Below are 22372 nucleotides of genomic sequence, written 5' to 3' on the forward strand. Positions count from 1 at the left end.
AAAGTGCCGTGGTTCTTTCACGTTCGGTTCCCCAAGGTACATGCGTTGCCTGCCGGCACGCACGAGCGTGCCGACGTGCAGCGCGCCAACTACGCGCCGGGGCTGCGCATCAGACCGTACTCGCCGCCCGCGTCATCAGCACGATCTTGCCGATATGCACGCCCGAGTCCATCAGCGCATGCGCGCCGCGCGCATCGTCGAGATCGAAGGTTCGATAGATCACAGGCTTCACCGCGCCGCTTCGAATCTGCGGCCACACCTTTCGCTCGAGATCCTCGATCAACGCCGCCTTTTCCTCATGCGTGCGCGAGCGCAGCGTCGAGCCGATGTGCGTGAGGCGTTTCGCCAGCATCGGGAACAGGTCGAGTGATGGCGCGGGGCCCTTGATGATGCCGATTTGCACGATGCGCCCGTTCATCGCGGCCGCCGCGTAGTTCCGCGCGACGTAGTCGCCCGCGATGATATCGACGACCACGTCCACGCCGCGGCCGTCCGTCTCGCGCATGACCGCCTCGACAAAATCCTCGTTCCGGTAATCAACCGCGACATCGGCGCCGAGCGCCATGCTCGCGTCACGCTGCGCATCCGAGCTGACCGTCGTGATGATCTTCGATGCGCCGAATGCCTTCGCGAGCATCGTCGCGGTGGTGCCGATGCCGGATGCGCCGCCGTGGATCAGCACGCTTTCGCCTGCTGCAAAATTGCCGCGCTGGAACAGGTTCAGCCATACCGTCAGAAAGGTTTCGGGCATCGCGGCCGCTTCGACCACCGAGAGACCGTCGGGAATCGCCAGTGTGTTGCTCTCGTGCGCGACCGCATACTCCGCGTAGCCGCCGCCCGGGACCAGCGCGCAGACGAGATCGCCGACCGCGAATCGCGTCACGCCGCGCCCGACGGACACGACCTCGCCCGCGACTTCGAGCCCGGGAATGTCCGACGCGCCCGGCGGCGGATCGTACAAGCCCTTGCGCTGCATCACGTCAGGACCGTTTACGCCGGCGGCATGAATGCGGATCAGCACTTCGTCGTCGGCGGGTGTGGGAACGGGCCGCTCGACGGGCACGAGCACATCCGGGCCGCCCGGCTGCGTAATATCGATCGCGGTCATCGCCGCGGGAATCGCTTTGGTTTCGTGTGACACGACTTCATCCTTTTCAAAATGCCAGATGCGCCGCGGATTCGGTCAACCTGCTGAATCGCTGCATCGGTTGAAAAAAGTGTAGCGGCGCAGCCGGGTTTTGACCCGCAGCGAATTGCCGATCGTATGATGCAAATTTGCATCACGCGGGAGGCGATATGAACTGGGACGACGCGCGCATCTTCGTCGCGCTCCATCGGGAAAGGACCTTGCGCGCGGCCGCCCGCTCGCTCGACATCGATCAGGCAACGGTGGGCCGCAGGCTTGCCGCGCTCGAGCACACGCTCGGCGCGACGCTGTTCCTGCGCACATCGGGCGGATATGAGCTCACGCCCGTCGGCAAGATCGCGATCCGCGCCGCCGAGGCGATGGAACAGTCCGCGCACGATCTCGTCCGCCACGCACAAGGCGTGGACAAGCGCCTCGCCGGCGAGGTGAAGCTCTCGACGACGGATGCGCTTGCTCAGGAGTTCATCATGCCGGCGATCGAGCGCCTGCATATGAAGCATCCCGACGTTTCGGTGATGCTCGACACGACGACCCAGGTGCTCAATCTCGCGAAGCGCGAAGCCGACATCGCGATCCGGACCGTCAAGCCGCGCAATCCTGATCTGCTTGCCCGCCGCGTGGCGAGTTGGGAAGTGGGGCTGTTCGCATCGCCCGAGTATCTGCGGCGCCATGGCGAACCGGCGCCGGGCGAGCGATTCGCGGGACACGATCTCGTGGTCTACCAGCCGTACTTTGCCAAGGCTCGCGTGCCGGAATTTCTCGGGGAACCGCTGACGGACGGCCGCATCGTCGCGCGCCTGAACACAAACCTGACGCTGCGCGCGGCGCTCAGAGCCGGGCTCGGCATCAGCCCTCTACCCGTGCCGATGGCCGAACGCGACGGCCTCGTGCGAATCTGGCCGGACCGCTCAAACGACGCACGGTATGAAATCTGGCTCGTCACGCATCAGGATTTGCGACACACCGCGCGCATCCGCGTGACGATCGACGAGATCGTCTTGGCGTTCGATCGATAGCAGCGCGTGCGCTGCACGTGTCATCCATTACTTCAGCTTGCAGACCCCGATGACCATTCGCTGAAGCTGGGCCCAGCATGAATGGTTTTATGTCTTGCCCATTCCACCTCCGCAGCAGTGGCATACGTCACGCCGGGCTCCCACCACAGTGCGGGTTCCTGCTGGAACGAGGGGCGTCTTTCCATTCGAGCGACCAGCGACGCGAGTCCGGGTCGGCCAGCAGCACGCCAGGACAATCGCAACGGGCGCGTTTCAATGAACTGACAGATGCAGGTGAGCAAGATGTCCTGAGCCGACATCACGCCGGGGACGAAAGCGCCGTCAGCGCCGACAAGCTGAGTCTCGAACCAGTCGAGCAGATACTGGTTGCGCGTGGCACATCGCGCCGCATGAACATTTTCTTCATGTCGGACCCCGGACCATTGCAGTTGCGACACCATCGTCGTCGACACGCCGAACGTCTGTAACGTCGCGAGAACGAGCTTGTCGTGCCAGCTTTGCGTGGCGCGCACATAGTCGCTTGCCAGCGGGTCGATGCCCTCCGGCGCGGGCACGCCTGGATAGCTGGACATGAGGTAGTCGATGATCACCGATGAATCCCAAAGCGTCAGGTCGCCGTCTACCAGGGTAGGAACCTGAAGCGTCGGCGTGACCTTCGCACGCTCTTCGACGCTGGGCGTCGTAAAGGTCTCCTCACGCTCGAAATCGAGTCCCTTCTCGACAAGCACGATACGGACGGCACGGGCGAAAGGCGATCCTGTCGTGAAGAACAGCTTGCGCATCCTGGCCCCCTTGATTGACGGACCGCGTTGACCGATATGGACGGATGTTTTTGCCCGTCCAGACGTGCAGCGCCGACCAATTAGCCTTTCAGGCCGCTCAGACCCATCATCAGTCTGAACCTCGCGACAACGTCGCATCAGCAGCAACTTATGTAGATTGGACAGAAAACGAACGGTTGAAGAACGCGAACGAGCGGCTCAAACCGCACCGAATCCGCACGCCCACGAAGCGGACTACACTTGAATCAACCATAGTTGAAAAATGGACAGGCACGTAAGCAGATTGATGGCACTGGCGTGCGCAAACGTCCGTCCTCGAATGGAGACGATCATGAAAAAGGAGAGAAAGACCGCTCGGCAAATTCTGTCCGAGAACCCTCGGAACGTGATTTCGGTCGGCCCAGCGGACGCCGTGCTAACGGCGCTGCATCTGATGGCCGACGAGGATGTCACCACCGTGCTGGTGTTGCAGGGCAGCAATCTTGTCGGGATCCTGTCGCAGCGCGACTACGCCCGCAAGGTCGAACTGGCCGGCCGCAGTGCCGCCGGGACGACGGTGGGCGACATCATGACTACCCAGGTGTATTACGTCACACCCGAGCACACTTGTGAACAGTGTCTGGCGTTGATGCATATAAGAAGGATCCGGCATCTGCCCGTGATCGATTCCGGAAAGGTCATCGGCGTGCTATCCAACAGTGACGTGCTCGAGGAACTGATTCAGGAAGACGAACATTTCATCAGCATTCTCGAACACGACATGCTCTACCTGAGCGTCGATACGGGCGGTGCCTATTGACCATTCGCACGCGACGAGGCGCGGCAACCAACCCACGCTCAAGTCACACGACAAGGCGCGTCCTCGCCCGCAGGCGCGCTGACGACGCGCTTGACTTTAATCAGGCGCCCGATCGCGCGGTGCAAGGGCTTGTCAATGTAGCGATAGACGAGGCAACCCACCACTGAAGCCACCACGATCGCGATAATCACTCCCGTTGGCGAACGCACATCGAAACCATGCACGACTTTAGGAACGAGCTTGCGCATCGCCTCGATGACGAACGGGTGGCTGAGATAGGTCGCATAGCTCGCATCGCCCAGATACAGCAATCCGCGCGTGAGCGCGCTGTCTACCACGAGGCCTTCGAGACTCAGCGTGCTGATCAGCAGCAGACAGGTCGGCACGCCATTTCCCACAAGCGGGGGGACGTCCGGCCATACCCGTTCGATACAGGTCATCAGCGCATACATCGCGATGGCCCCGAACGCAGCCAGCGGGACTGGAATGCGTAGCCCTTTCCTCCATACGAACCATACGGCGATGCCTAACGGGAATTCGAGCAACCGGGTGTAGGCGAGGAATTCGACGATCGCCCGGTTCGAATGCGCGAGACTCGCAATCAGAAACGCCCCGGCGAGCATCAGCGTGATCGCCGCGAATACAAACTGGACATGCCCCCGGAACCGCCACAGCGCAAACGCCGACGTCGCGTAGAACAGCATCTCGTAGTTCAGCGTCCAGCCGACGAACAGCATCGGGAACATGTGGCCGCTCGCTTTCCTGTACGGAATGAAAAAGAGCGACTTCAGCAGTTCCGGGACGTTGGCAGTCGTCGAATTGAAGAGATCGGGCCTAAGCAGCGCGCCGAAGAACACCAGCAACGTCGCGAGCCAATAGAGCGGCACGATCCGCACGAGGCGGCTTGCGATGAAGTCGCGCACGCTGGTCGTGCCGGCTTCGAGCGCGAGTGCGATCACAAAGCCACTCAGTACGAAGAATACGTCGACGCGGAATTCACCGAACACCCGACCGTCCTGTATCAGGACATGGTGTACGACGACAGTTGTCGCTGTCACTGCGCGAAGGATTCTTATTGAATTCAGCCTGCGCATCGCTCACCCGTTGATGAGTAAACCGTACCTGGCTGTACTCCAGGCGCGAGGAGGCGCGCGATACGTCGCAGCGATCACCAGATCGCCGGGGGTATCGTGCCTTTGCCGGTATTCCTTACGAAGTCTTGCATCGTCAAATCGGTGCATCGCCGCCTCCGTGTGTCTCCGTCGAGAGAAACATCTGCGCAAACGAAACGCTCGCGCGATCCGGATGCGCGATCGTTTCATCGCTTGAACTGGAGTTTGTAATTGAAGACGGCGGTATTCCACCCGAAGCGTCCAATTCTGTCTTGCGATCGCGGTACCAACGAACCCGAACATGGAGCGTATCGAAGTCGAATCAGCGCGAGGTCCAACACATAAAGCGGCAGACGGGCCACAAATAATGGTGCGCGACCGTCCACTCCAGGTGATGGTAATGTCCACGCGAAGACACCACTGTTAGGCGCCGCACAGAAGCTCGACGGGAAACGCAAAAATTACCGGACGCAGGTGTTTGTATGCAGATAGATTCATACGCAACCAATGACATCATTGTCGGTTGGCAGTGTCTCAGTGTCTGTTACCTGGGAAACGCGCACGCGTTGAGTGCGGATTCAACCGCTCGCGCGCGCACATACGATTGATGGACTCGCGCCAGCGAGGCTTACTATCGGAAAGGCGACCTGGCGGTATGCCGACGCAAGCAGCAGCGCAGCAGCGCGCTGTCCCGACGCCCATCCGCCCCACGGCGCCCCAACCATCCAGAAGAAAATTCCAGCGGTCATCCCCTGAGCCAACTACACTCGAATTCGCGCCACCTTACAACGGTTAATCCTGGTCCAAGGAGCACGCCCGACATGGATACGGACACGAAGCGGATCGTAGTGATCGGCGCCGGCTTTGCCGGGCTGTGGAGCGCGCTGGGCGCGGCGCGCAAGCTCGACGAACTGCGCATGCCGGCGGATCAGGTGGAGGTCGTCGTCATCAACGGCAAGCCGTATCACAGCATTCGCGTGCGCAACTACGAGCAGCCGCTCGACAGCACGCTCGTGCCGCTTGCCGACGTGCTCGATCCAGCAGGCGTGCGACGGATTCAGGGCATAGTCCGCTCGATCGATCTGCCAAACCGTCGCGTCGGATTCGAATCCGGCAATTCATCTACACAATGGCTCGGCTACGACCGCCTGATCCTGGCGGCGGGAAGCGAGCTGGCGCGTCCGGCCATTCCCGGTCTACACGAGTTCACATTCGACGTCGATACATTCGACGGCGCCTCGAAGCTCCACGCACATCTGCTCGCCTTGCCAGAAAGGCCCGAAGCGCCGGGACGCTACACCGTGATCGTAGTTGGTGCAGGCCTGACGGGCGTCGAACTCGCCGCCGAATTACCGGCGCGGCTGCGCGGCATCGTCGGCGACAAAGCAAGCGCCGATGTCCGCGTGATTCTCGCCGACCGCTCCGCGAAGATCGGTCAGGCGATGGGCGGCGCGCAGCCAGTGATCGAAGAAGCGCTGCGCGCGCAAGGCGTCGAGCTTCGGCCGGGCGTGTCGCTCGAAACTGTCACACGCGACGGCGTGCAACTGACGGGCGGCGAACACATCGACGCCGCGACCGTCGTCTGGTGCGGCGGCATGCGCGCCAGTCCGCTGACCGCGCAATTCCCCGTGTCGCTCGACGCATTCGGACGCGTGCCCGTCGATGCGTTCCTGCGCGTCGACAGCGTGCCCGACGTATTCGCAGCGGGCGATTGCGCGCGCATCCTGATCGACGGCAAGCGCCCATCCGTGATGTCCTGCCAGCACAGCCGCCCGATGGGACGCCACGCGGGCCACAATGCCGTCTGCGACCTGCTGGGCCTCGCGATGCTGCCGCTTTGCATCGACTGGTACACGACCATTCTCGATCTCGGCCCGTGGGGCGCCGTCTACACGGAAGGCTGGGAGCGCCGCCTCGCGTCGCAAGGCGAAGCCGCGAAACAGACCAAGCGCACGATCAATTGCGAGCGCATCTATCCGCCCAGCACGAAGCGGCGTGAAGACATCCTGCAAGCGGCGGCGCCCGTCGTGCAGGCGCCGCCCTACACCGTCCGTGGCGCGGACTGAAACCACGCTCAGAATTCGATCACGCGCGGCGTCAGCAACACGAGCCGTTCCATATGGCTGCTCTGATGCGTGCGCGAGCGGAACAGTGCGCCGAGTACGGGAATCTTCGACAGCACGGGCACGCCCGTATTCAGATTCGAATCACTGTCGATCCGGTAACCGGCGATCAGCAGACTCTGCCCTTCGGCAACGACGGCTTCCGTATCGATCTCGCTGGTGCGGATTTCGGGAATGTCCTTCACGCTGCCGCCCGTCGGCTGGCCGTCTTCGACGTGAACCTGCAGCTTGATCTGCTGCGCGCCGTTCGAATCGACCACCATCGGCAGCACGCGCAGCGTATTGCCGACCTGCACGCTGAACAGATTGCTCGACGTAAAGCCCGAAACGGGAATGAAGAACTGCGTCTTGTTGTTCATCACGGCTTCGACGTTGTCGAGCGTTGCGACCTTCGGGCTCGCATCGATACGCGCGAGGTTGTTTTGCTCCAGCGCGTCGATGCGCGTCAGCAGATAGCGGCTCGCGTCGCCGATCACGGCCGTGAGCGAGCCGCCCGTCGGCGTCGCGGTGGCGACGAGATTGCCGGCTGTGTCGAGCGAAGAAAACGTCGGGCTCACATTGCCGTTGAAGTTGTTCGCGTTGGCACTGCCACTGCCCGTCTGAAAATCGAGGTGACTCGAATGCGCGTGCCAGTCGACACCCAGTTGCTTCAACGCGCCGTCGTCGATCTCGATGATGTGCGCTTCGATCTCGACCATCCTGCGCTTCACGTCGAGCCGGTCTATCAGTTGCTGATACTGGCCGACGCGGTCGGGCAGATCGCGGATCAACACCGAGTTGGTCCGCGCGTCGGCCTGGATGACGGGCAGCGAGCCCGCGCCGTCCGGCACGGCCGCCGTCGCCGCGCGCCCCGCGCTCTGCGGGCCGCTTCCCGATGCGCCGCCCGCCGTGCCGCCCACGCCGCCCGCGCCCGGCATCCCAACCGGCCCGCCGCCCGCCGCTGTCACGCCTGCGAACACATCGGGCAGCGGCGGATTCACGCCGCTGTTGTTGTAGGGCGAGCCGCCATTCGTGCCGCCTTGCACGTCCGCATACGGGCTCACCTGTTGCAGGTTCGCGGTGCCATCGGCGGATGCGCGCGACGTGCCCTGCTGATCGCTGTCCCGATCCGGGTGATAGAGACTCGCGAGCACATGCGCGACGCCGGGCACGACCTGCGTCTTGCCGTTCACGGTGATCGTATGGTCGGCCGCCCATCCGTAACGCAGTGGAAACGCCCGCACTTCGCTGCCCGTGCGGCGATTCGCGTTCTGATCGAGCCGCGCAGCCACCTCGTCGACAAGCTGGATCAGCCGATGCGGCCCGGTGATCAGCGCGACGCCCTGCTCCGGGTCGTACACGATCGGGAAGCGGTCGGTGTCGAGCCCGATCTGCTTGAGCGTCGAGCGCAGGCTCTGCGTGCCCGCGAAGTCGAGCTTGATGACCTTGGTGGTCACGTCGTCGGCGGTGCTGATGGACAGCACGCTGCCGTCATAAAACCACACAAAGCCGAACGTCGCCGCCATCGTGTCGATGAACTTGCGCGGCGGCAGATCGAAGCGTCCCGACACAGTGCCCTGCACGTTCGGCGCAATCGTCGCGATGATGCCCTGGCTCGCCGCGAAGTCGCGCAGCACGTCTTTCAGGTCGCGGCTTTCCACCGAAATATGCACTTCGCCGGGCCGCCACGTGATCGGTGCGGCATGGCCCGCGTTCAGGCCCATCATCAGCAGGGCGGCCGCGATCGCGCGGTGACGGAATGTGAGTTTCATGATCGACGCTCGATATAGGTGTGGTTCTGGCGGAATGGTCTCGAAAGGATCTCAGCGGTTCAGCGTGTCCGAAGGCGATTCGTTGAATTCGCGGCGGTAGCTGTTGACGAGCGTCGAGCGGTTGCTGACGCCCCACTTCACGGCTGTCGCGAGAATGCCTTGCTCGTGCGCGCTGTCGTCGGCTTCGAGTTCGGCGCGGATGCGCTCCATGCGCAGGCGGCGGATGATCTCGGTCGGCGTCGAGCCGAGACTCGTCTTGAACGCGCTCTGCAGCGCGCGATCCGTCACGCCGATCTGCGCGGCGATTTCGCGGATCGACAGATCCTTGCGCTCCAGGTTGTCGAGCAGATAGCGATAGGCGCGCCGGTAACGCGCAGGCAACCGCGTGCCGATATCGTCGAGCTGTTCCGGCGCGCGCGCGATGCGCTGGCCGTAGCGCGCGAGTGCGCCCGCTTCGTCGCGGATGCAATTGACGGCGGCCAGCGCATAGCGCGTGTACACCTCCAGCGATTCACCGCTGCGTCCCTGCAGATGGCGCAGCTTCGCGAGGCAATACAGATACTCCAGTTGCCGATGGCTCTGCGGCATGCGCACCTCGGCAGTCAGCAACACAAGCACCGACTCGGCCAGCGACGAAACACCTCCCGCAAGACTCGCGAGCACGATCTCGATACGCACCGCGCTCTGATAGTTCTGGATGCCCTGCTTACCCGCCCACTCCGCATGCGCAACGATCTGCTGCTGCGGGTCGCGCTCGCCGTCCGCCAGTCGCGCCAGCCCATCGAGAAACTCGACGCGCCCACGCAGCAACTGGTCTTCAATCGCGCCCGTCAACAGTCGCAACGCGGCGGGCCGTTGCGGCGCGACGCGCGGCGCGGCGTCGCCCGTCAGGCCCACTTGCCAGTAGATATGATCGGACAGCGCGGCACGCGAGCGCAGCGTACTCTGTGCTTCGACGTCGAAGCGCACCGTGCTCAACAGACGCTGCCAGCCGTCGGCCTGATGAAACGCGCCGTCCGACGTCGCATCGTCGAGCAGATCTTCGAGCGTATCGAGCACGGCATCCGCATCGCGCAGACGGCCCACGCTGAACAGCACGCCGAATGCGCCGAACAGCGCATCGAGCCGCAGCGCCACGCTCGCCAGCGGATGATCGGCGATCTGCATGAAGCACGACATCGCGGTGCCGTAGCGGTAACGGAACAGCGCCTGCCAGCCCGCGTTGCGGCACGACGCGAAGCGCATGCCGTCCTTGTCGTCGCGCATGCGCTTTTGCGCTTCGCGGTAGGAGTCGTCGGCATCGACCTCCATGCCGAGCGACAGTTGCAGATCGCCCTGCAACTGCAGCAGCGTGGCGGGCGGCGCATCGTCGTGACTATCGACGAGCCGCTGCACGTTCGCCGCCGCAGCATGCACATGGCCGTTGCGGATCAGGTCGACGACGCTGGAAGGCACCGACGCTGCGTTGAGCATCGACACATACGGGAAGTAGTAGGTAACGAGCATGGCTGATTCCGTCGTAAGGCTCGCGCAGTGGTCGGGGCGACGCTGCGTGAGCGCGTTGAAACGATTGCGACGTTTTTGCTACGGACGTCGCGTTGACGGAATGCACTGTAGCCAGGCAGAAATGTGAAAAGCTCAATAATCAGAGGAAACAGTTGAGGCTTGAGTAAAGTTGAGATTTGACGCGCGCGGCAGACAAGAACTCTCAACAAAGCTCACTTCTTTGCTTGTACGCGGATCGCTGACATCACGGCGACACATCGTTGCGGTGCGGTTGCGCGCCGGGCTTCAGATCGGTGTCGCGGTCGCTCATCTGCGCGATTGCGCGAACCTGCACCTTGAAGAGCCGCAAGTCGAGCTGGTCCTGCACCTGGTGTACAAAAAGCCCCGCGAAGACGGCCAGCATCAGCACCGTCACCGCGCCCTTGATCGGTTGACTCAAGGCGCTCAGATCGAGTTTCTGCGCGGCCTTCGACGCGAGATTCGCACCGAGGTCGATCAGCAGCAGCACGAGCAGCATCGGCGCGGCGAGCTTCGCGATGGTCTGCATCAGCGTGTCCGTCTGATGCATCGCGAACACGGCGAGAAACTCCGTCGACATCGGCTTCGTCGATGCAACTGGCCACCATCGATACGACTCGTACAGCGCCTCCAGCAAAAACTGCATGCCGCCGAGCGACCAGAACGCCACGGTCGCGATCTGGCCGAGCAGCGTCGCAGAGGGCGTGGATTGCTGCGACAGCATCGGGTTGCTCAACTGCGCGTTGTTGTAGCCCGTCAGATTGTCGAGATAAATGCCCGCGCCCTCCGCGACCCAGAACACCGTCGCCGCCGCGAAACCCATCACGACGCCGATCAGCGTTTCGCGCAAGCTCGTGATCACCAGCGCGAAGCCCGTCAGCGAATCGGCGAACGACTCCGGCTGCGCCAGCGCGACGAACAGCGAGAAGCTCAACGCAACGCCGTTGCGCAAGCGGCCTTGCAGCACGCCGTCGGCGGTGGGCGGAAACAGCGTCATGATCGCGTAGAGCCGCAGCGAGCAGACGCCGAGCACGGCAAGGTGCTTGAGCAACCAGGGGCCGTAAAACTGCAACAGCTCGTTCATCCGCGTGCAAGGCGCGCGAGCGCCGTCTCCTCGATGTCTTCGTCTTCCGCGTCGGCGGCGATGCCGTCGAGCACGCGCTGCAATATGCCGATGCGCTTTTCGCACAAGTCGATGCGGCCACGGTTCTTCGCGATCTCGCGGCGCGTGTTTGCGATTCCGGCGTCGTGCTCGATGAGCGCGTGTTGCGCGGCTTTCACAGCTTCACATGCCTTCGCGTGGTGCCGGTTGACTTCTTCCGCGTACAGGCGGATCGCCGTCAACGTATCGATCGAAAACGGTTCCGCGCCCGCCATCATCGCGGTGATGCGCTCGCGGTACGAACGCGCCTGCGCTTCGAGTTCCGCTGCATGCCCACGCGCCTGCGCTTCGTTTTCGACCAATGGCAAGCGCGCCGCAACGAGTTGCGCGAGCCGCGCGCGCAAGTCCTGCTCGGAGCGCTGACGGCGCGATACGGCGCGCGACAACGCGGCGATCTGCCGTTTCGGTGCGCTCATTGTGCGTCGCCCTGCGCAAGTTCGTGCAACGCGGCCTCAGTTTCAGCCGGGTCCGCGTAGGCGTCCGTCGGCTGGGACAGGAACGCCTTGAGCGCGTCGATCTTCGCGATCGCTTCGTCCGCGAGCGCATTGGTGCCCGGCTGGTATTCGCCGATCTGCAGCAGCATGTCCACCTCGCGATGCTTCGCGAGCAGCTTTCGCAGCCGCGCGGACGACGCCATGAACTCGCGCGGCATCACCTGCGACATCACGCGCGACAGGCTGCCGAGCACGTCGATGGCGGGATAGCGGTTTTGCGCGGCGATTTCGCGCGACAGGATCAGGTGGCCGTCGAGCACGCCGCGCACTTCTTCGGCAATCGGATCGCTGCCCGACTCGTCTTCGGCGAGCACCGTGTAAAGGGCCGTGATCGAGCCGCGCTCGCCCATTCCCGCGCGCTCCAGCAGACGCGGCAACTCGGCGAACACGGAAGGCGGAAAGCCGCGCCGCGCGGGCGGCTCGCCCGCTGCAAGACCGATCTCGCGGCCCGCGCGCGCAAAGCGTGTCAGCGAATCCATCATCAGCAGCACGCGCTTGCCTTCGTCGCGGAAGTACTCGGCAATCGCGGTGGCGACGTAGGCTGCTTTCGCGCGTTCGCTCGACGAGCGGTCCGACGTCGCGCATACGACGACGGAGCGCGCCATGCCCTGCTCGCCGAGAATCAGCTCGACGAATTCGCGCACTTCGCGCCCGCGTTCTCCAATCAACGCGATCACGTTGATATCGCATTGCGCGCCGCGCGCCAGCATGCCGAGCAAGGTGCTCTTGCCGACGCCCGCTGGCGCGAAGATGCCCATGCGCTGGCCTTCGGCGAGCGTCGTCATGGCGTCGATCACGCGCACGCCCGTCACCATCGGATGCTCGATCATGCGGCGTGTCATCGGGTTCGGCGGGTCGGCGAAAATGGGCCGGCTGTCTTCCGCTTCGATCGGGCCACGGCCGTCCATCGGCTGGCCGAGCGCATCGATCACGCGGCCGAGCAACGCGTCGCCGACAGGCACCGACAAAGGCCGCTGCAAGCCGATCACATGCGTCGCGCGCGATACTTCCGACAACTGCGCGAACGGCGACACGACGGCATGCTCACGCGTGAAGCCGATCACTTCGCCATGCTGCAACAGCTTGCCTTGCGGCGTGCGCAGCTCGCACAGCTCGCCGAGCTTCAGGTCGATGCCCGCGACCTTGATCAGCGTGCCGACCACTTCGGCGATCTTGCCCGTCTGACGCACGGGCAACAGCGCGCGGATCTCGCGCTCGATCGCGCCGCCCAGTTCGCGCAGGCCGTGCTCGTGCAGGCCGAATACGTCGGCCAGCGCCGGGTCTTGCGGGTGATTTTTCAAAGCCGTGGTGCTCATCAGTGTGTCTCTGCTTGCGCGCTGTGCGTTTTCAGCGAGGTATTCAACGCCCGCACGATTGCCGCGCGCATCGAATCGAGTTGTGTCGACAGGCTTGCATCCACGATGCCCAGATCCGATTCGCACACGCACGCGCCGGGTTCCAGGCGAGGGTCTGCTGTTACGGCAAGCGGCACGGGCCTCCCCAGCATGCGCAGACGCGCGTCGAATTCGCCGAACGCGGCACGCGCCGCGTCGAGATCGGCGGGATGCACGCTCACGCGCAAGTTCGCCGAGCCTTCGACGATGCGGTCGATCGTGTCCGTCGCCCGCGCGAACAACGCCTGCGCGCTTTCGGCGCGCACCAGTTGCTCGACGGCGAGCATCACGAGTTCGGCCATCCGGTTGCGCATGCCTTTTTGCAGGCGCTGCGCGTCGGCGCTCAACGCGGCAACGCGTTCGATCCACTGCGCCTCTCCGCGCGCGACGCCCTCCGCGTAGCCTCGTTCGGACGCCGCTTCACGCTCGCGCGCAGCCGATGCGACGAGGGCCTTTGCTTCATCTCGTGCCGCTCGAAGAATCTGCTCGCGCTCGATCTGCGCGGCGGCGAGAATCGCCTGGCGTTCGGCCTCGACGCGGCCGTAGACATCGTCGATCGTCGCGAGCATGCCGAAGGTTTCGCGCGGCACGATATCGCCGACGAGTCCGACGCGCGGTTCGTTCTTGTCCTTGCGCGTGTTGCTGGTCGCGTGCGCTTCGCGCGGACGGCTTAGCCAGATAACCATGCATACTCCGGCAAAAGAGGGCCGATGCGCTCGCGCAGCAATGCGAACGCGTCTTCGCAGTCGTCATCCGAAGGCTTTGCGTTCGCTGCGGCCTGCTCGTCGTGTTCACGTGGCAGCGCGAGCCGCAGCATCATTGGGTGCGTGCCCATAAGCGGCAGCATCGCCAACCCTTCGAGCGCGAGCGCATCGGCATCGAGCGAGCCGAGCGCGCGTGTTCCGGCGCGCTCGCGCTTCGCATCGGCAAGCGACGGCGCTTCAGGCGCCGCCTTGCCGAGCAGATCGTCAAGCGGGCAGCCGATCCACTCCGCGAGGCGCTTGCGCGTGGTTCGATCGACCAGACGCCGCACCTCCGCGCGACGCGCCAGCAGCGCCTGCATTCGCAGCACGCGCAAGCCCGTCCTGACAGACAGCGCGTCGAGACGTGTGGCGGGTGTGGCGCTAAATGCTTCGAGCGTCGGCGGCGCGGGCAGCAGCACGCGCAACATGGCGATCGAACATGCTTCGTCACATCGTTCGCGCAGTGCGGTTAGCGCATCTTCGCTGTGCGTCTCTCGATCAATGCCCAGTGCAAGCGCGAGCCAGTCCCGATGCAGCCACTGCAACGCGCTGCGCGCATTGCGTTGCCAGCCGAGCAGAATCTGCGTGGCATGATCTGGCGAAAGGCGCGGCTCGTGCATAGACCGTTGCCGTGGCATCGCGGCGGACGCAGCCATGGCCATACTCATGCCGACTTCTGCCTGCGTCCCGGCAAACGCCGCGCGAGCGACGCGAGGCTCGCCCTGAGCGGCGCGACGATCCCGCTTAGCCGCGCACGAAACGCATAGCCCACGCCGATGCCCGCCACCATCAACGCAAACAGCCCGCTCAGCACGAACGGCCAGACAGGCGCATGCGCAGGCACGCGGCTATCGATATCCACCTGATCCGCCGCCACGCCTGTCACACTGACCTGGTCGTACGACAGCCCTTCGACGCTATGCACGACGAGGTTCTTGATCTGCGGCACCAGCGCATCGAGTTCGAGGCCCGGCCGGTACTTGATGAACACGGCGGCGGACGACGGCTTGATGGTCTGCGCAAGCGGGTCGTTGTTCGGAATCACGATCTGCACGCGCGCGACCAGCACGCCGTCGATATGCGACAGCGTGCCCGACAGTTCCTGCGACAACCCGTAGATGAACCGCACGCGCTCTTCCGTTGGCGTCGACACGAGACCGTCCTTCTTGAACAGGCTGCCGAGATCGTCGAACTTGCTGTGTGGCAGGCCTTTTTCGCGCAGCACCTGCATCGCGCGCACCATGTCGCCGTCGTCGACCTGAAGCGTATAGGTCTTGCCGCCGTCCGGCGTGCTCTTGTCGGCGGATACACCGCGCTCCAGCAACGCGACCGTCATCTCGTTGACGTCCTCTTCGGCAAGGCCCGTGTACAGCTCTTTCTTGCAGCCCGCGAGCAGCGCGCATGCGATCAACACACCGCCCATCAGCATGCGTTTCGCGAACGGAGAGAAGGTTCTGATGCTCATCACTGGTTCTTCATCAGCGTTTCGGCCGACGACTTCGACGCCGACACCACGGCCATCTTCGTCTGGAAATCAAACTGCGCAAGCGACAGGTTCAGCGACACCTGCGCAGCCGCCCCGATCTGCTGCGTCGGCGTGAGCGATCCGGCGTTCGCGCTCAGTGTTTCAACCTGTTCGAGCGCGGCCTCCATCTGGCCGTCCTGCTTGCGGATCGCGTCGACAAAATGACTGCCCCCGTGCTGCGTCGCGTCGTTGCCTGGCATGGCGAGCGGCTGCTGCATCAGGTCTTCGAAACGGCTGACGGATTCGGGCGCGGGCATCTGCGGCAGCGCCTCGGGCTTTGCGGCCTCGGCGGCGGCATGTACGGCGGTTTCGGCAATCGTGGAGATCGACATGAATGGCTCCTCTTGTCAGGCGCGCAAGAAAGCGTGCGACGCGAACGCGGGCGCATCGCCCGAAGGCTGTCGCGCGGTCTTTGTCTGCGCGTTCTCCTGCTCTTCGGCGAGATCGCGATACGACTCCGGCAGCACGAACTCGCCGCCGCGATGGTTCGCGCGCGCGGTTTCGAGATCGGCTCGCACGGTGAGCGCACGGACCAGCGCTCGCGTCTCCGGGCCCGCCTCGCCTTCGAGCGCCTGGTCGGCCCATTGGCGCCAGCCGGCGTCCTTCTGCGCCGCGAGGCAGTATGCGTACATCGCCTTCGCGTAGGCAAACGAAGGCGCCGCGTCGATCACGTCGCGCAGCGTGCGCGACGCCTCGTCCCAGCGGCCGTTGACGATGTGCAGCACGCCCGCCAGCGTATCGATCTCGGCCACCTTCGGGCGGAACGCGCGCAACGCGTCGAGCACCAGTTCGATGTCGGTCGTGTCGGCGCTGGCTTGCGGGAAATGCCGGAACAGACCCGCCGATGCAATCTCGATCAGCGCGTTCAAGGTTGCATCGCCGCACTGCAGATAGTTCGGCGCGGCGTGAGAGGAAGCAGGTAGTGACCCAGGTTGTGATGATTTCGCGAGCATGGCGTGGACCCTCTTGATGAAAACAGGACGCGGTGCGTCATCGCTTCGCAAGGTATCAAGCCGGTGGCGCAATGCTCGTGCTGCAACCGAAGCGAGTCGCGCGAAAGCGAACCTGGCGGCGCATCGTGCGTGCCGTTTTGCCCTGCTTCGCGTTCGAGCCCGGGGCTTCGCCTCGCCTGGACGGCCGCTATGAGGAGCGCCCTACACTGCGCCAGCACGTAAAGGAGCGCCCGATGAGCGACGACAAAACCGAACAGCCAACCGAGAAACGCCTGCGCAAGGCGCGCGAGGACGGCGAGGTCGCGAAGAGCACGGACCTCGTCGACGGCGCGCTGTTGGCCGTGGGCGTCGGCATGCTGATGGCGACGGGCGACAAGATGGTCGACGGCTTGCGCTCGTGCATTTCGATTGCGCTGAAGTTCGTCGCCGGGCCTCACGACATGACGACACTGCTACTCGCGGTGAACCAGATCGGCTCGCGCATGGCAGGCGCACTGCTGCCGATGATCGGCGCAGCGATTCTCGCCGCCGTTGCCGCCCTCGCGGGACAGACGGGCATCGTGATTTCGATGAAAGCCGTCAGCCTGAAGTTCGAGAACATCAGCCCGATGGCGGGTATCAAGCGCATCTTCTCGCTCAAGTCGCTGCTTGAACTCGCGAAGATGGCCATCAAGGGCATCGTGCTCGCCATCGTGATGTGGAAGACCATCACGGGGTTGCTGCCGCTCGTCACCGGCTCGCTGTTCCAGTCGCTGCCCGAGTTGTCGAAGCTCGCGAGCTTCGTCGTGATCCGGTTGATCGCGGTTGCGGCTGCGCTGTATGTCGTGTTCGGCGGCGTCGATTTCAAGCTGCAGAAATTCCTCTTCATTCGCGGCAAGAAAATGAGCAAGGATGAGATCAAGCGCGAATTCAAGCAGGACGAAGGCGATCCCATCATCAAGGGCGAGCGGCGGCGGCTCGCTCGCGAGCTGGCGACATCCGCGCCTCGCAAGATCGCGACCGCGAGCATGGTGGTCGTCAACCCCACGCACTACGCGGTGGCCGTGCGCTACGCGCCCGACGAATATCCGCTGCCCGTGGTGATCGCGAAGGGCATGGACGATGCGGCGCTGCAGATGCGCCGCGACGCGCAGTTCGCTGGCGTGCCGATCGTCGGCCATCCGCCCGTCGCGCGCGCACTCTACAAGGTCGAACTCGACGAGCCGATTCCCGACGAACTGTTCGAAGCCGTCGCCGCGATTTTGCGCTGGATCGATTCGCTGGCCCTGTCGCGTGAACCCGATGCGGCGCCGCCGCTGTCCGGCTGAACGCACGCCCTGCTACTCACTTCCGCATCGCTCCACACACGCTCATGCTCAAGACACTCAAACTACCCGCTGGCGGCGAGATCGGCATTCTCGTGATGATCGTCGCGATCGTCTCGCTGATGATCCTGCCGCTGCCGTTCTTCATGATCGACATACTCGTCGGTCTGAACATCGCCACAGCCGTCACGCTGCTGATGATCACGCTCTATGTGCCGAGCGTCGTCTCGCTATCCGCGTTCCCGTCGATCCTGCTGTTCACCACGCTCTACCGTCTGTCGCTCAGCATCGCGTCGACAAAATCGATCTTGCTGCATGCGGAAGCGGGCGACATCATCGACAGCTTCGGCAAGCTCGTCGTAGGCGGCAATCTGGTGGTCGGCATGGTGGTGTTCATCATCATCACGCTGGTGCAGTTCATCGTGATCGCGAAGGGCTCGGAGCGCGTCGCGGAAGTCGGCGCGCGTTTCACGCTCGACGCAATGCCCGGCAAGCAGATGAGCATCGATGCCGACCTGCGCGCCAATCTGCTGACAGCCGACGAAGCGCGCCACAAGCGCGCGACGCTCGCGCTCGAAAGCGCGCTGCATGGCGGCATGGACGGCGCGATGAAGTTCGTCAAGGGCGATGCCGTCGCGGGTCTCATCATCACGATGATCAATATCGTCGCAGGTCTTGCCGTTGGCGTGCTGTATCACGGCATGACGGCGGGCGAGGCGGCGAACCGTTTTTCGATCCTCTCGGTCGGCGACGCGATGGTCGCGCAATTGCCCGCGCTGCTCTTGTCCGTTGCGGCAGGCGTGATGATCACGCGCGTCGCCGACGATCGCGACGAGAAACCGCGCTCGCTCGGAGCGGAGATCGGCAAGCAACTGATGGGCAGCGCGCCCGCGCTCGGCTTCGCGGCGCTGCTGCTGGTTGCGTTCGCCGCCGTTCCTGGCTTTCCGTGGCCGCTGTTTCTGGTGTTGAGCGGCATTCTCGGCTTCACTGCATGGAAGCTGAAAAAGCGCGGTTCATCGCGCGCATTCGAAGACCTCGAAGCCGTGCGCTCGATGCAGCGCGCGGGCGCGAAGAGCGAAACGCCCGCTATTTCCAGCGTGCCGCCTGCATTTTCCTGCGCGCTCGGTGTACGCCTTGCTCCGGACTTGCGCGGACGGCTCGCCGTCGACCGGCTCAATCACGCATTCGAAACCGAGCGCACTTCGCTGCAAGAAGAACTCGGTTTGCCGTTTCCGGGCATTCACATGTGGATCAGCGAGAAGCTCGCGCCGTCCACTTGCGAGTTCCTGATGCACGACGTGCCGTCGTTCACACTGCAACTGCCGCAAGGCAAGGTGCTGCTCGCCGATCTGCCACAACGGCTCGCCGCACAGCCCGACGACACGCAGGCGCAGGCGCTCGCCGAACGCTGCGAGCAGCGCGAACCGATCGACGGCACGACGCAGCCGAGCTACTGGCACGACGAGGCCACGCTCGCCGACAAGACGTCCGGCTGGCGCGCCGAACAGGTGATCGCGCATGTCTGCGTGCAGTTGCTCAGGCGCAATGCGTCGCTCTTTCTCGGCGTCAATGAAGTGCAGTGGATTCAGGAACAGCTTGGCATCGAGTATCCGGGTCTGCTCGCCGAAGTGCAGAAAGTGCTGCCGCCGCAGCGTATCGCCGATGTGCTGCGACGGCTGCTCGAAGAACAGATCCCGATCCGCAATATCCGCAACATCATGGAAAGCCTGATTGCGTGGGGACCGAAAGAGAAAGACGTGCTGATGCTGACCGAGTACGTGCGCGGCGATCTCGCGCGCTTTCTTGCGCATCGGGCCGCACTCGGCGCCCGCATCCTCCCTGCGATCCTGCTCGACGCACCCGTCGAGCAGCATATCCGCCAGGCGATCAAGCAGACGCCGACGGGCAATTACCTCGCGTTGCCGCCGGACCAGATCAACTTTCTGGTCGACAGCATCGAGTCGTTTGCGGGGCTGGCGCCGCGTCCCGGCATCGCGCTCGTCACGTCGATGGATATCCGGCGCTACGTGCGGCGCATGATCGAAGGACGGCTCGGCTGGCTCTCCGTCTATTCGTATCAGGAACTGGGCGGGCATCTGGAACTGCAGCCGATCGGCCACGTGACGGCCTGAGGCAACGCATGTCGAGAACGACATCGCGTCCCGTGCGCGTGATCGCAGCGCCCGCGCAGACCTCGCCCGCTTCGGCGGGCGCGCGCATGCGGCGCGCACGGCACGCGGATTTCGCGGCGCTCTTGCGACGCGACGACAAACCGTCGCCCGACGATCTTCTCGCCGTGTCGCTCAACGACGAGGCTCAGCACGAACATCATGCGGAAGAGTCGCTTGCGCAACGCATCGGCAGCGCGAGTCAGCGTGTGGTCGCGGCTGTGCTGCGCCGCGAGCAACAGATGCTCGAACTTGCGCACGTGCTCGCGCGGCATGTCGCCGAGTTCGCGTCGAATTCCGCGATCCGCCAGGCCGGCCACTGGGAAGTGGCCATGCGCGTCGATCCGCAGCGGCTACCCGGCACGCAGTTGCATCTGACGCTTTCGCCTTCGGTTCTCTTGCTTCGCTTCGACGTCGAGTCCGCCGACACGCGCGAACTACTCTTGCATCATGCCGGCCTGCTCGAACGCGAGTTGCGCCAGTTGCTCGCTTCCCAAGGCGAAGCACGCATGCTCGAACTGACAATCCACTAGCTCACGCCTTTGTCCACTGTGTCTACCGAACATCCGTATGCAGAGAAGCTGCGACGCGTCACGCCCGATGCGGCGCGTGCCGCCCGCATTCTGTGCGATGCGCGTCATCTCGATGCGTTGCGCCGACTCGGCGCCATCGACGCGCTCGAAATCGCGCCGACTGTCACCGCTGATACCGCTTTCGACGAAGCGGGCCGCATCGTGCTCGCGCATCTCGAAGGCACGCTCGATATCGATCTCGATCTCGCGCGCTATCCCGCGTTGCAAATCGTCGCGGCCAGCTCGGGCGACCGCGCACGGCACGCATTGCGCAGCACGCTCGCCAACGCGCTGCTCGCGCCGCTCGTGCAGCGCTTTCAGGCAGCGGGCCTGGGGCGCTGGCGTGTGGCGTCGGTGGAACGCGCGCCTGCGGGCGTTGTGAGCGGCGAACGCTTCGACGTCGCGTTGCTGCATGAAGGCGTCGTGCATCGGCTTTCGATCGGCGCATCCGGCGCGACGCTCGACGTGCTGCATAAGCGGCTCGCCGCGTTGCCGTCACGTCATGCAACGGAAATGTTCGCTTCAGCATCGCCCATCTGCGTCGCTGGGTCGATCGCGCTCGGCGCCCGGCATGTTCCGCTTGCCGCATTGCAGTCGCTGCGTCCCGGCGACGTCGTGCTGCGCGCCTTCGCGCCTTCCGTCGCGCAAGCGTTGAACAGCGGCGCAGCATTCACCGCGCACGCGTCCTGGGGCGCGACGGCAACGGGTATGCGGCGCATTCATGCGCGTGTCGTGATCGACGGCACGCAGGTCACTGTAGAAGAGAAACCCATCATGAACGAAGAACCCTTGCAGGCCGAATGGGCCGACACGCTGCCAGGAGACGGTGAAGCGCTGCACGAAACCGAAGCGGCCACACTCGACGAAACGGCCGAACCCGACGCGCACAGCAACTGGCAGCACGACACAGAAGACGCACCACTCGATATCGGCCTGCTCGATCTGCCCGTGCAATTCGAAATCGACAGTGTGGCGCTGCCCCTCGCGCAGCTTGCCGCGCTGCGCCCCGGCTATGTGATCGAACTGTCTGCGCCTGTGCTCGATACGCCTGTGCGTCTCGTCACGCATGGGCAAACCGTGGGCTATGGCGAGATCGTCTGTGTCGGCGAACATCTGGGCGTACGTATCACGAGGATGGCTTATGCCGGCGATTCAGACAGGTGACATCACCGGGCTGCTGATCGTCGTGCTGGCGATCAGCGTGATCCCGTTCATCGCGATGGTGGTGACGTCGTATATGAAGATCGTCGTCGTGCTCGGGCTGCTGCGCAACGCGCTGGGCGTCCAGCAGGTGCCGCCGAACATGGTGCTCAACGGCATCGCGATCATCGTCTCCGTGTACATCATGGCGCCCGTCGCGTTCTCCGCGATGCAGGGCATGCAGGCCAACCAGGCGCCCGGCAACGTCACGCAGAACGTGACGGCGGGCATCGCCGCCGCGCGCGAGCCGTTCCGCACCTTCCTCGAAGCGCATGCGCAATCGCGCGAGCGGCAATTCTTCCTGCGCTCCGCGACGGCCTTGTGGCCCGCGCAGCAGGCGAAGGCGTTGAAGGACACCGACCTGATCGTGCTCGCGCCCGCGTTCACGCTGACGGAGCTCACGGACGCCTTCAAGATCGGCTTTCTGCTTTACATCGGCTTTATCGTCGTCGATCTCGTGATCGCGAACGTGCTGATGGCGATGGGCCTGAACCAGGTGCAGCCGACCAACGTCGCGATTCCGTTCAAGCTGCTGCTGTTCGTCGCGATGGACGGCTGGTCCACGCTGATGCATGGCCTCATTCTCGGCTACCGGTAGGCGCC

21 protein-coding genes are annotated in these 22372 nt (G+C 64.1%); 8 read left to right on the top strand and 13 right to left on the bottom strand.

What is annotated here, in order from left to right; all coding sequences use genetic code 11:
- Positions 1 to 109: 109 nt before the first annotated feature.
- Positions 110 to 1108 (bottom strand): NAD(P)H-quinone oxidoreductase, encoded by a 999-nt coding sequence (locus C2L65_RS37030; protein ID WP_427910219.1) that lies wholly within the window; start codon positions 1106 to 1108, stop codon positions 110 to 112.
- Positions 1109 to 1296: 188 nt separating this feature from the next.
- Here C2L65_RS37030 and C2L65_RS37035 point away from each other — a divergent pair, with 188 nt between their 5' ends.
- Complete coding sequence (locus C2L65_RS37035) at positions 1297 to 2163, top strand: LysR family transcriptional regulator (RefSeq protein WP_042308541.1); 867 nt, start codon at positions 1297 to 1299, stop codon at positions 2161 to 2163.
- A gap of 32 nt (positions 2164 to 2195) precedes the next feature.
- Here the strand turns inward: C2L65_RS37035 and C2L65_RS37040 are convergent, their stop codons facing one another.
- Positions 2196 to 2945, bottom strand: coding sequence for a glutathione S-transferase family protein (locus tag C2L65_RS37040; RefSeq protein WP_042308542.1), 750 nt, complete (start codon positions 2943 to 2945; stop codon positions 2196 to 2198).
- 331 nt (positions 2946 to 3276) lie between these two features.
- On the opposite strand from C2L65_RS37040, the gene C2L65_RS37045 reads away from it, so the two are divergent.
- Complete coding sequence (locus C2L65_RS37045; protein WP_042308737.1) at positions 3277 to 3744, top strand: CBS domain-containing protein; 468 nt, start codon at positions 3277 to 3279, stop codon at positions 3742 to 3744.
- A 38-nt stretch (positions 3745 to 3782) separates the two neighbouring features.
- On the opposite strand, the gene C2L65_RS37050 is transcribed toward C2L65_RS37045, so the two are convergent.
- The gene (locus C2L65_RS37050) at positions 3783 to 4838 is read right to left on the bottom strand and encodes an acyltransferase family protein (protein WP_081920965.1); all 1056 of its coding nucleotides are present in this window, start codon (positions 4836 to 4838) and stop codon (positions 3783 to 3785) included.
- Between the two features lie 839 nt (positions 4839 to 5677).
- Between C2L65_RS37050 and C2L65_RS37055 the strand changes: the two genes are divergently transcribed.
- Positions 5678 to 6922, top strand: coding sequence for an NAD(P)/FAD-dependent oxidoreductase (locus C2L65_RS37055; protein WP_042308545.1), 1245 nt, complete (start codon positions 5678 to 5680; stop codon positions 6920 to 6922).
- A gap of 8 nt (positions 6923 to 6930) precedes the next feature.
- Here C2L65_RS37055 and sctC read toward each other — a convergent pair whose 3' ends face one another.
- The 10 genes from sctC to C2L65_RS37105 all read right to left on the bottom strand — a co-directional run bounded on the left by sctC (position 6931) and on the right by C2L65_RS37105 (position 16525).
- Entirely contained in the window at positions 6931 to 8730 is a 1800-nt protein-coding gene (sctC, locus tag C2L65_RS37060) for a type III secretion system outer membrane ring subunit SctC (protein WP_042308547.1), read from the bottom strand.
- Between the two features lie 51 nt (positions 8731 to 8781).
- The gene (locus tag C2L65_RS37065) at positions 8782 to 10236 is read right to left on the bottom strand and encodes a helix-turn-helix transcriptional regulator (RefSeq protein WP_042308549.1); all 1455 of its coding nucleotides are present in this window, start codon (positions 10234 to 10236) and stop codon (positions 8782 to 8784) included.
- A 244-nt stretch (positions 10237 to 10480) separates the two neighbouring features.
- Positions 10481 to 11338 (bottom strand): type III secretion system export apparatus subunit SctT, encoded by an 858-nt coding sequence (sctT, locus tag C2L65_RS37070; protein ID WP_042308551.1) that lies wholly within the window; start codon positions 11336 to 11338, stop codon positions 10481 to 10483.
- On the bottom strand, positions 11335 to 11832 hold the full coding sequence (locus C2L65_RS37075; RefSeq protein WP_042308553.1) for a type III secretion protein: 498 nt from the start codon (positions 11830 to 11832) through the stop codon (positions 11335 to 11337). Before C2L65_RS37075 ends, sctT begins: the two co-directional genes overlap by 4 nt.
- A complete protein-coding gene (gene sctN, locus C2L65_RS37080) occupies positions 11829 to 13226 on the bottom strand; it encodes a type III secretion system ATPase SctN (RefSeq protein WP_081920967.1) in 1398 nt (465 codons plus the stop codon). The genes C2L65_RS37075 and sctN overlap by 4 nt, the downstream gene beginning before the upstream one ends.
- A complete protein-coding gene (gene sctL / locus C2L65_RS37085) occupies positions 13226 to 13990 on the bottom strand; it encodes a type III secretion system stator protein SctL (protein ID WP_042308554.1) in 765 nt (254 codons plus the stop codon). The genes sctN and sctL overlap by 1 nt, the downstream gene beginning before the upstream one ends.
- Entirely contained in the window at positions 13975 to 14703 is a 729-nt protein-coding gene (locus tag C2L65_RS37090; RefSeq protein WP_233446634.1) for a type III secretion protein HrpB4, read from the bottom strand. The genes sctL and C2L65_RS37090 overlap by 16 nt, the downstream gene beginning before the upstream one ends.
- Before the next feature lie 8 nt (positions 14704 to 14711).
- Positions 14712 to 15512, bottom strand: a complete 801-nt coding sequence (gene sctJ / locus C2L65_RS37095) for a type III secretion system inner membrane ring lipoprotein SctJ (RefSeq protein ID WP_042308557.1) — start codon at positions 15510 to 15512, stop codon at positions 14712 to 14714.
- The gene (locus C2L65_RS37100; RefSeq protein WP_042308559.1) at positions 15512 to 15904 is read right to left on the bottom strand and encodes a type III secretion protein; all 393 of its coding nucleotides are present in this window, start codon (positions 15902 to 15904) and stop codon (positions 15512 to 15514) included. The genes sctJ and C2L65_RS37100 overlap by 1 nt, the downstream gene beginning before the upstream one ends.
- 15 nt (positions 15905 to 15919) lie before the next feature.
- Positions 15920 to 16525 (bottom strand): HrpB1 family type III secretion system apparatus protein, encoded by a 606-nt coding sequence (locus C2L65_RS37105; protein ID WP_042308561.1) that lies wholly within the window; start codon positions 16523 to 16525, stop codon positions 15920 to 15922.
- 233 nt (positions 16526 to 16758) lie between these two features.
- Between C2L65_RS37105 and sctU the strand changes: the two genes are divergently transcribed.
- The 5 genes from sctU to sctR are packed head-to-tail and all read left to right on the top strand — an operon-like array spanning position 16759 to position 22367.
- Positions 16759 to 17832: a type III secretion system export apparatus subunit SctU gene (sctU, locus tag C2L65_RS37110; RefSeq protein WP_042308741.1), complete on the top strand. Its 1074-nt coding sequence runs from the start codon at positions 16759 to 16761 to the stop codon at positions 17830 to 17832.
- 44 nt (positions 17833 to 17876) lie between these two features.
- On the top strand, positions 17877 to 19961 hold the full coding sequence (sctV, locus tag C2L65_RS37115; protein WP_042308563.1) for a type III secretion system export apparatus subunit SctV: 2085 nt from the start codon (positions 17877 to 17879) through the stop codon (positions 19959 to 19961).
- Positions 19962 to 19969: 8 nt separating this feature from the next.
- Entirely contained in the window at positions 19970 to 20530 is a 561-nt protein-coding gene (gene sctP, locus C2L65_RS37120) for a type III secretion system protein SctP (RefSeq protein WP_042308564.1), read from the top strand.
- Between the two features lie 18 nt (positions 20531 to 20548).
- Complete coding sequence (sctQ, locus tag C2L65_RS37125; protein WP_042308566.1) at positions 20549 to 21733, top strand: type III secretion system cytoplasmic ring protein SctQ; 1185 nt, start codon at positions 20549 to 20551, stop codon at positions 21731 to 21733.
- Positions 21711 to 22367: a type III secretion system export apparatus subunit SctR gene (gene sctR, locus C2L65_RS37130; RefSeq protein ID WP_007579477.1), complete on the top strand. Its 657-nt coding sequence runs from the start codon at positions 21711 to 21713 to the stop codon at positions 22365 to 22367. The genes sctQ and sctR overlap by 23 nt, the downstream gene beginning before the upstream one ends.
- The last annotated feature ends 5 nt before the right edge of the window (positions 22368 to 22372 follow it).

It is taken from the genome of Paraburkholderia terrae, assembly GCF_002902925.1.
Taxonomy (GTDB): Bacteria; Pseudomonadota; Gammaproteobacteria; order Burkholderiales; family Burkholderiaceae; genus Paraburkholderia; species Paraburkholderia terrae.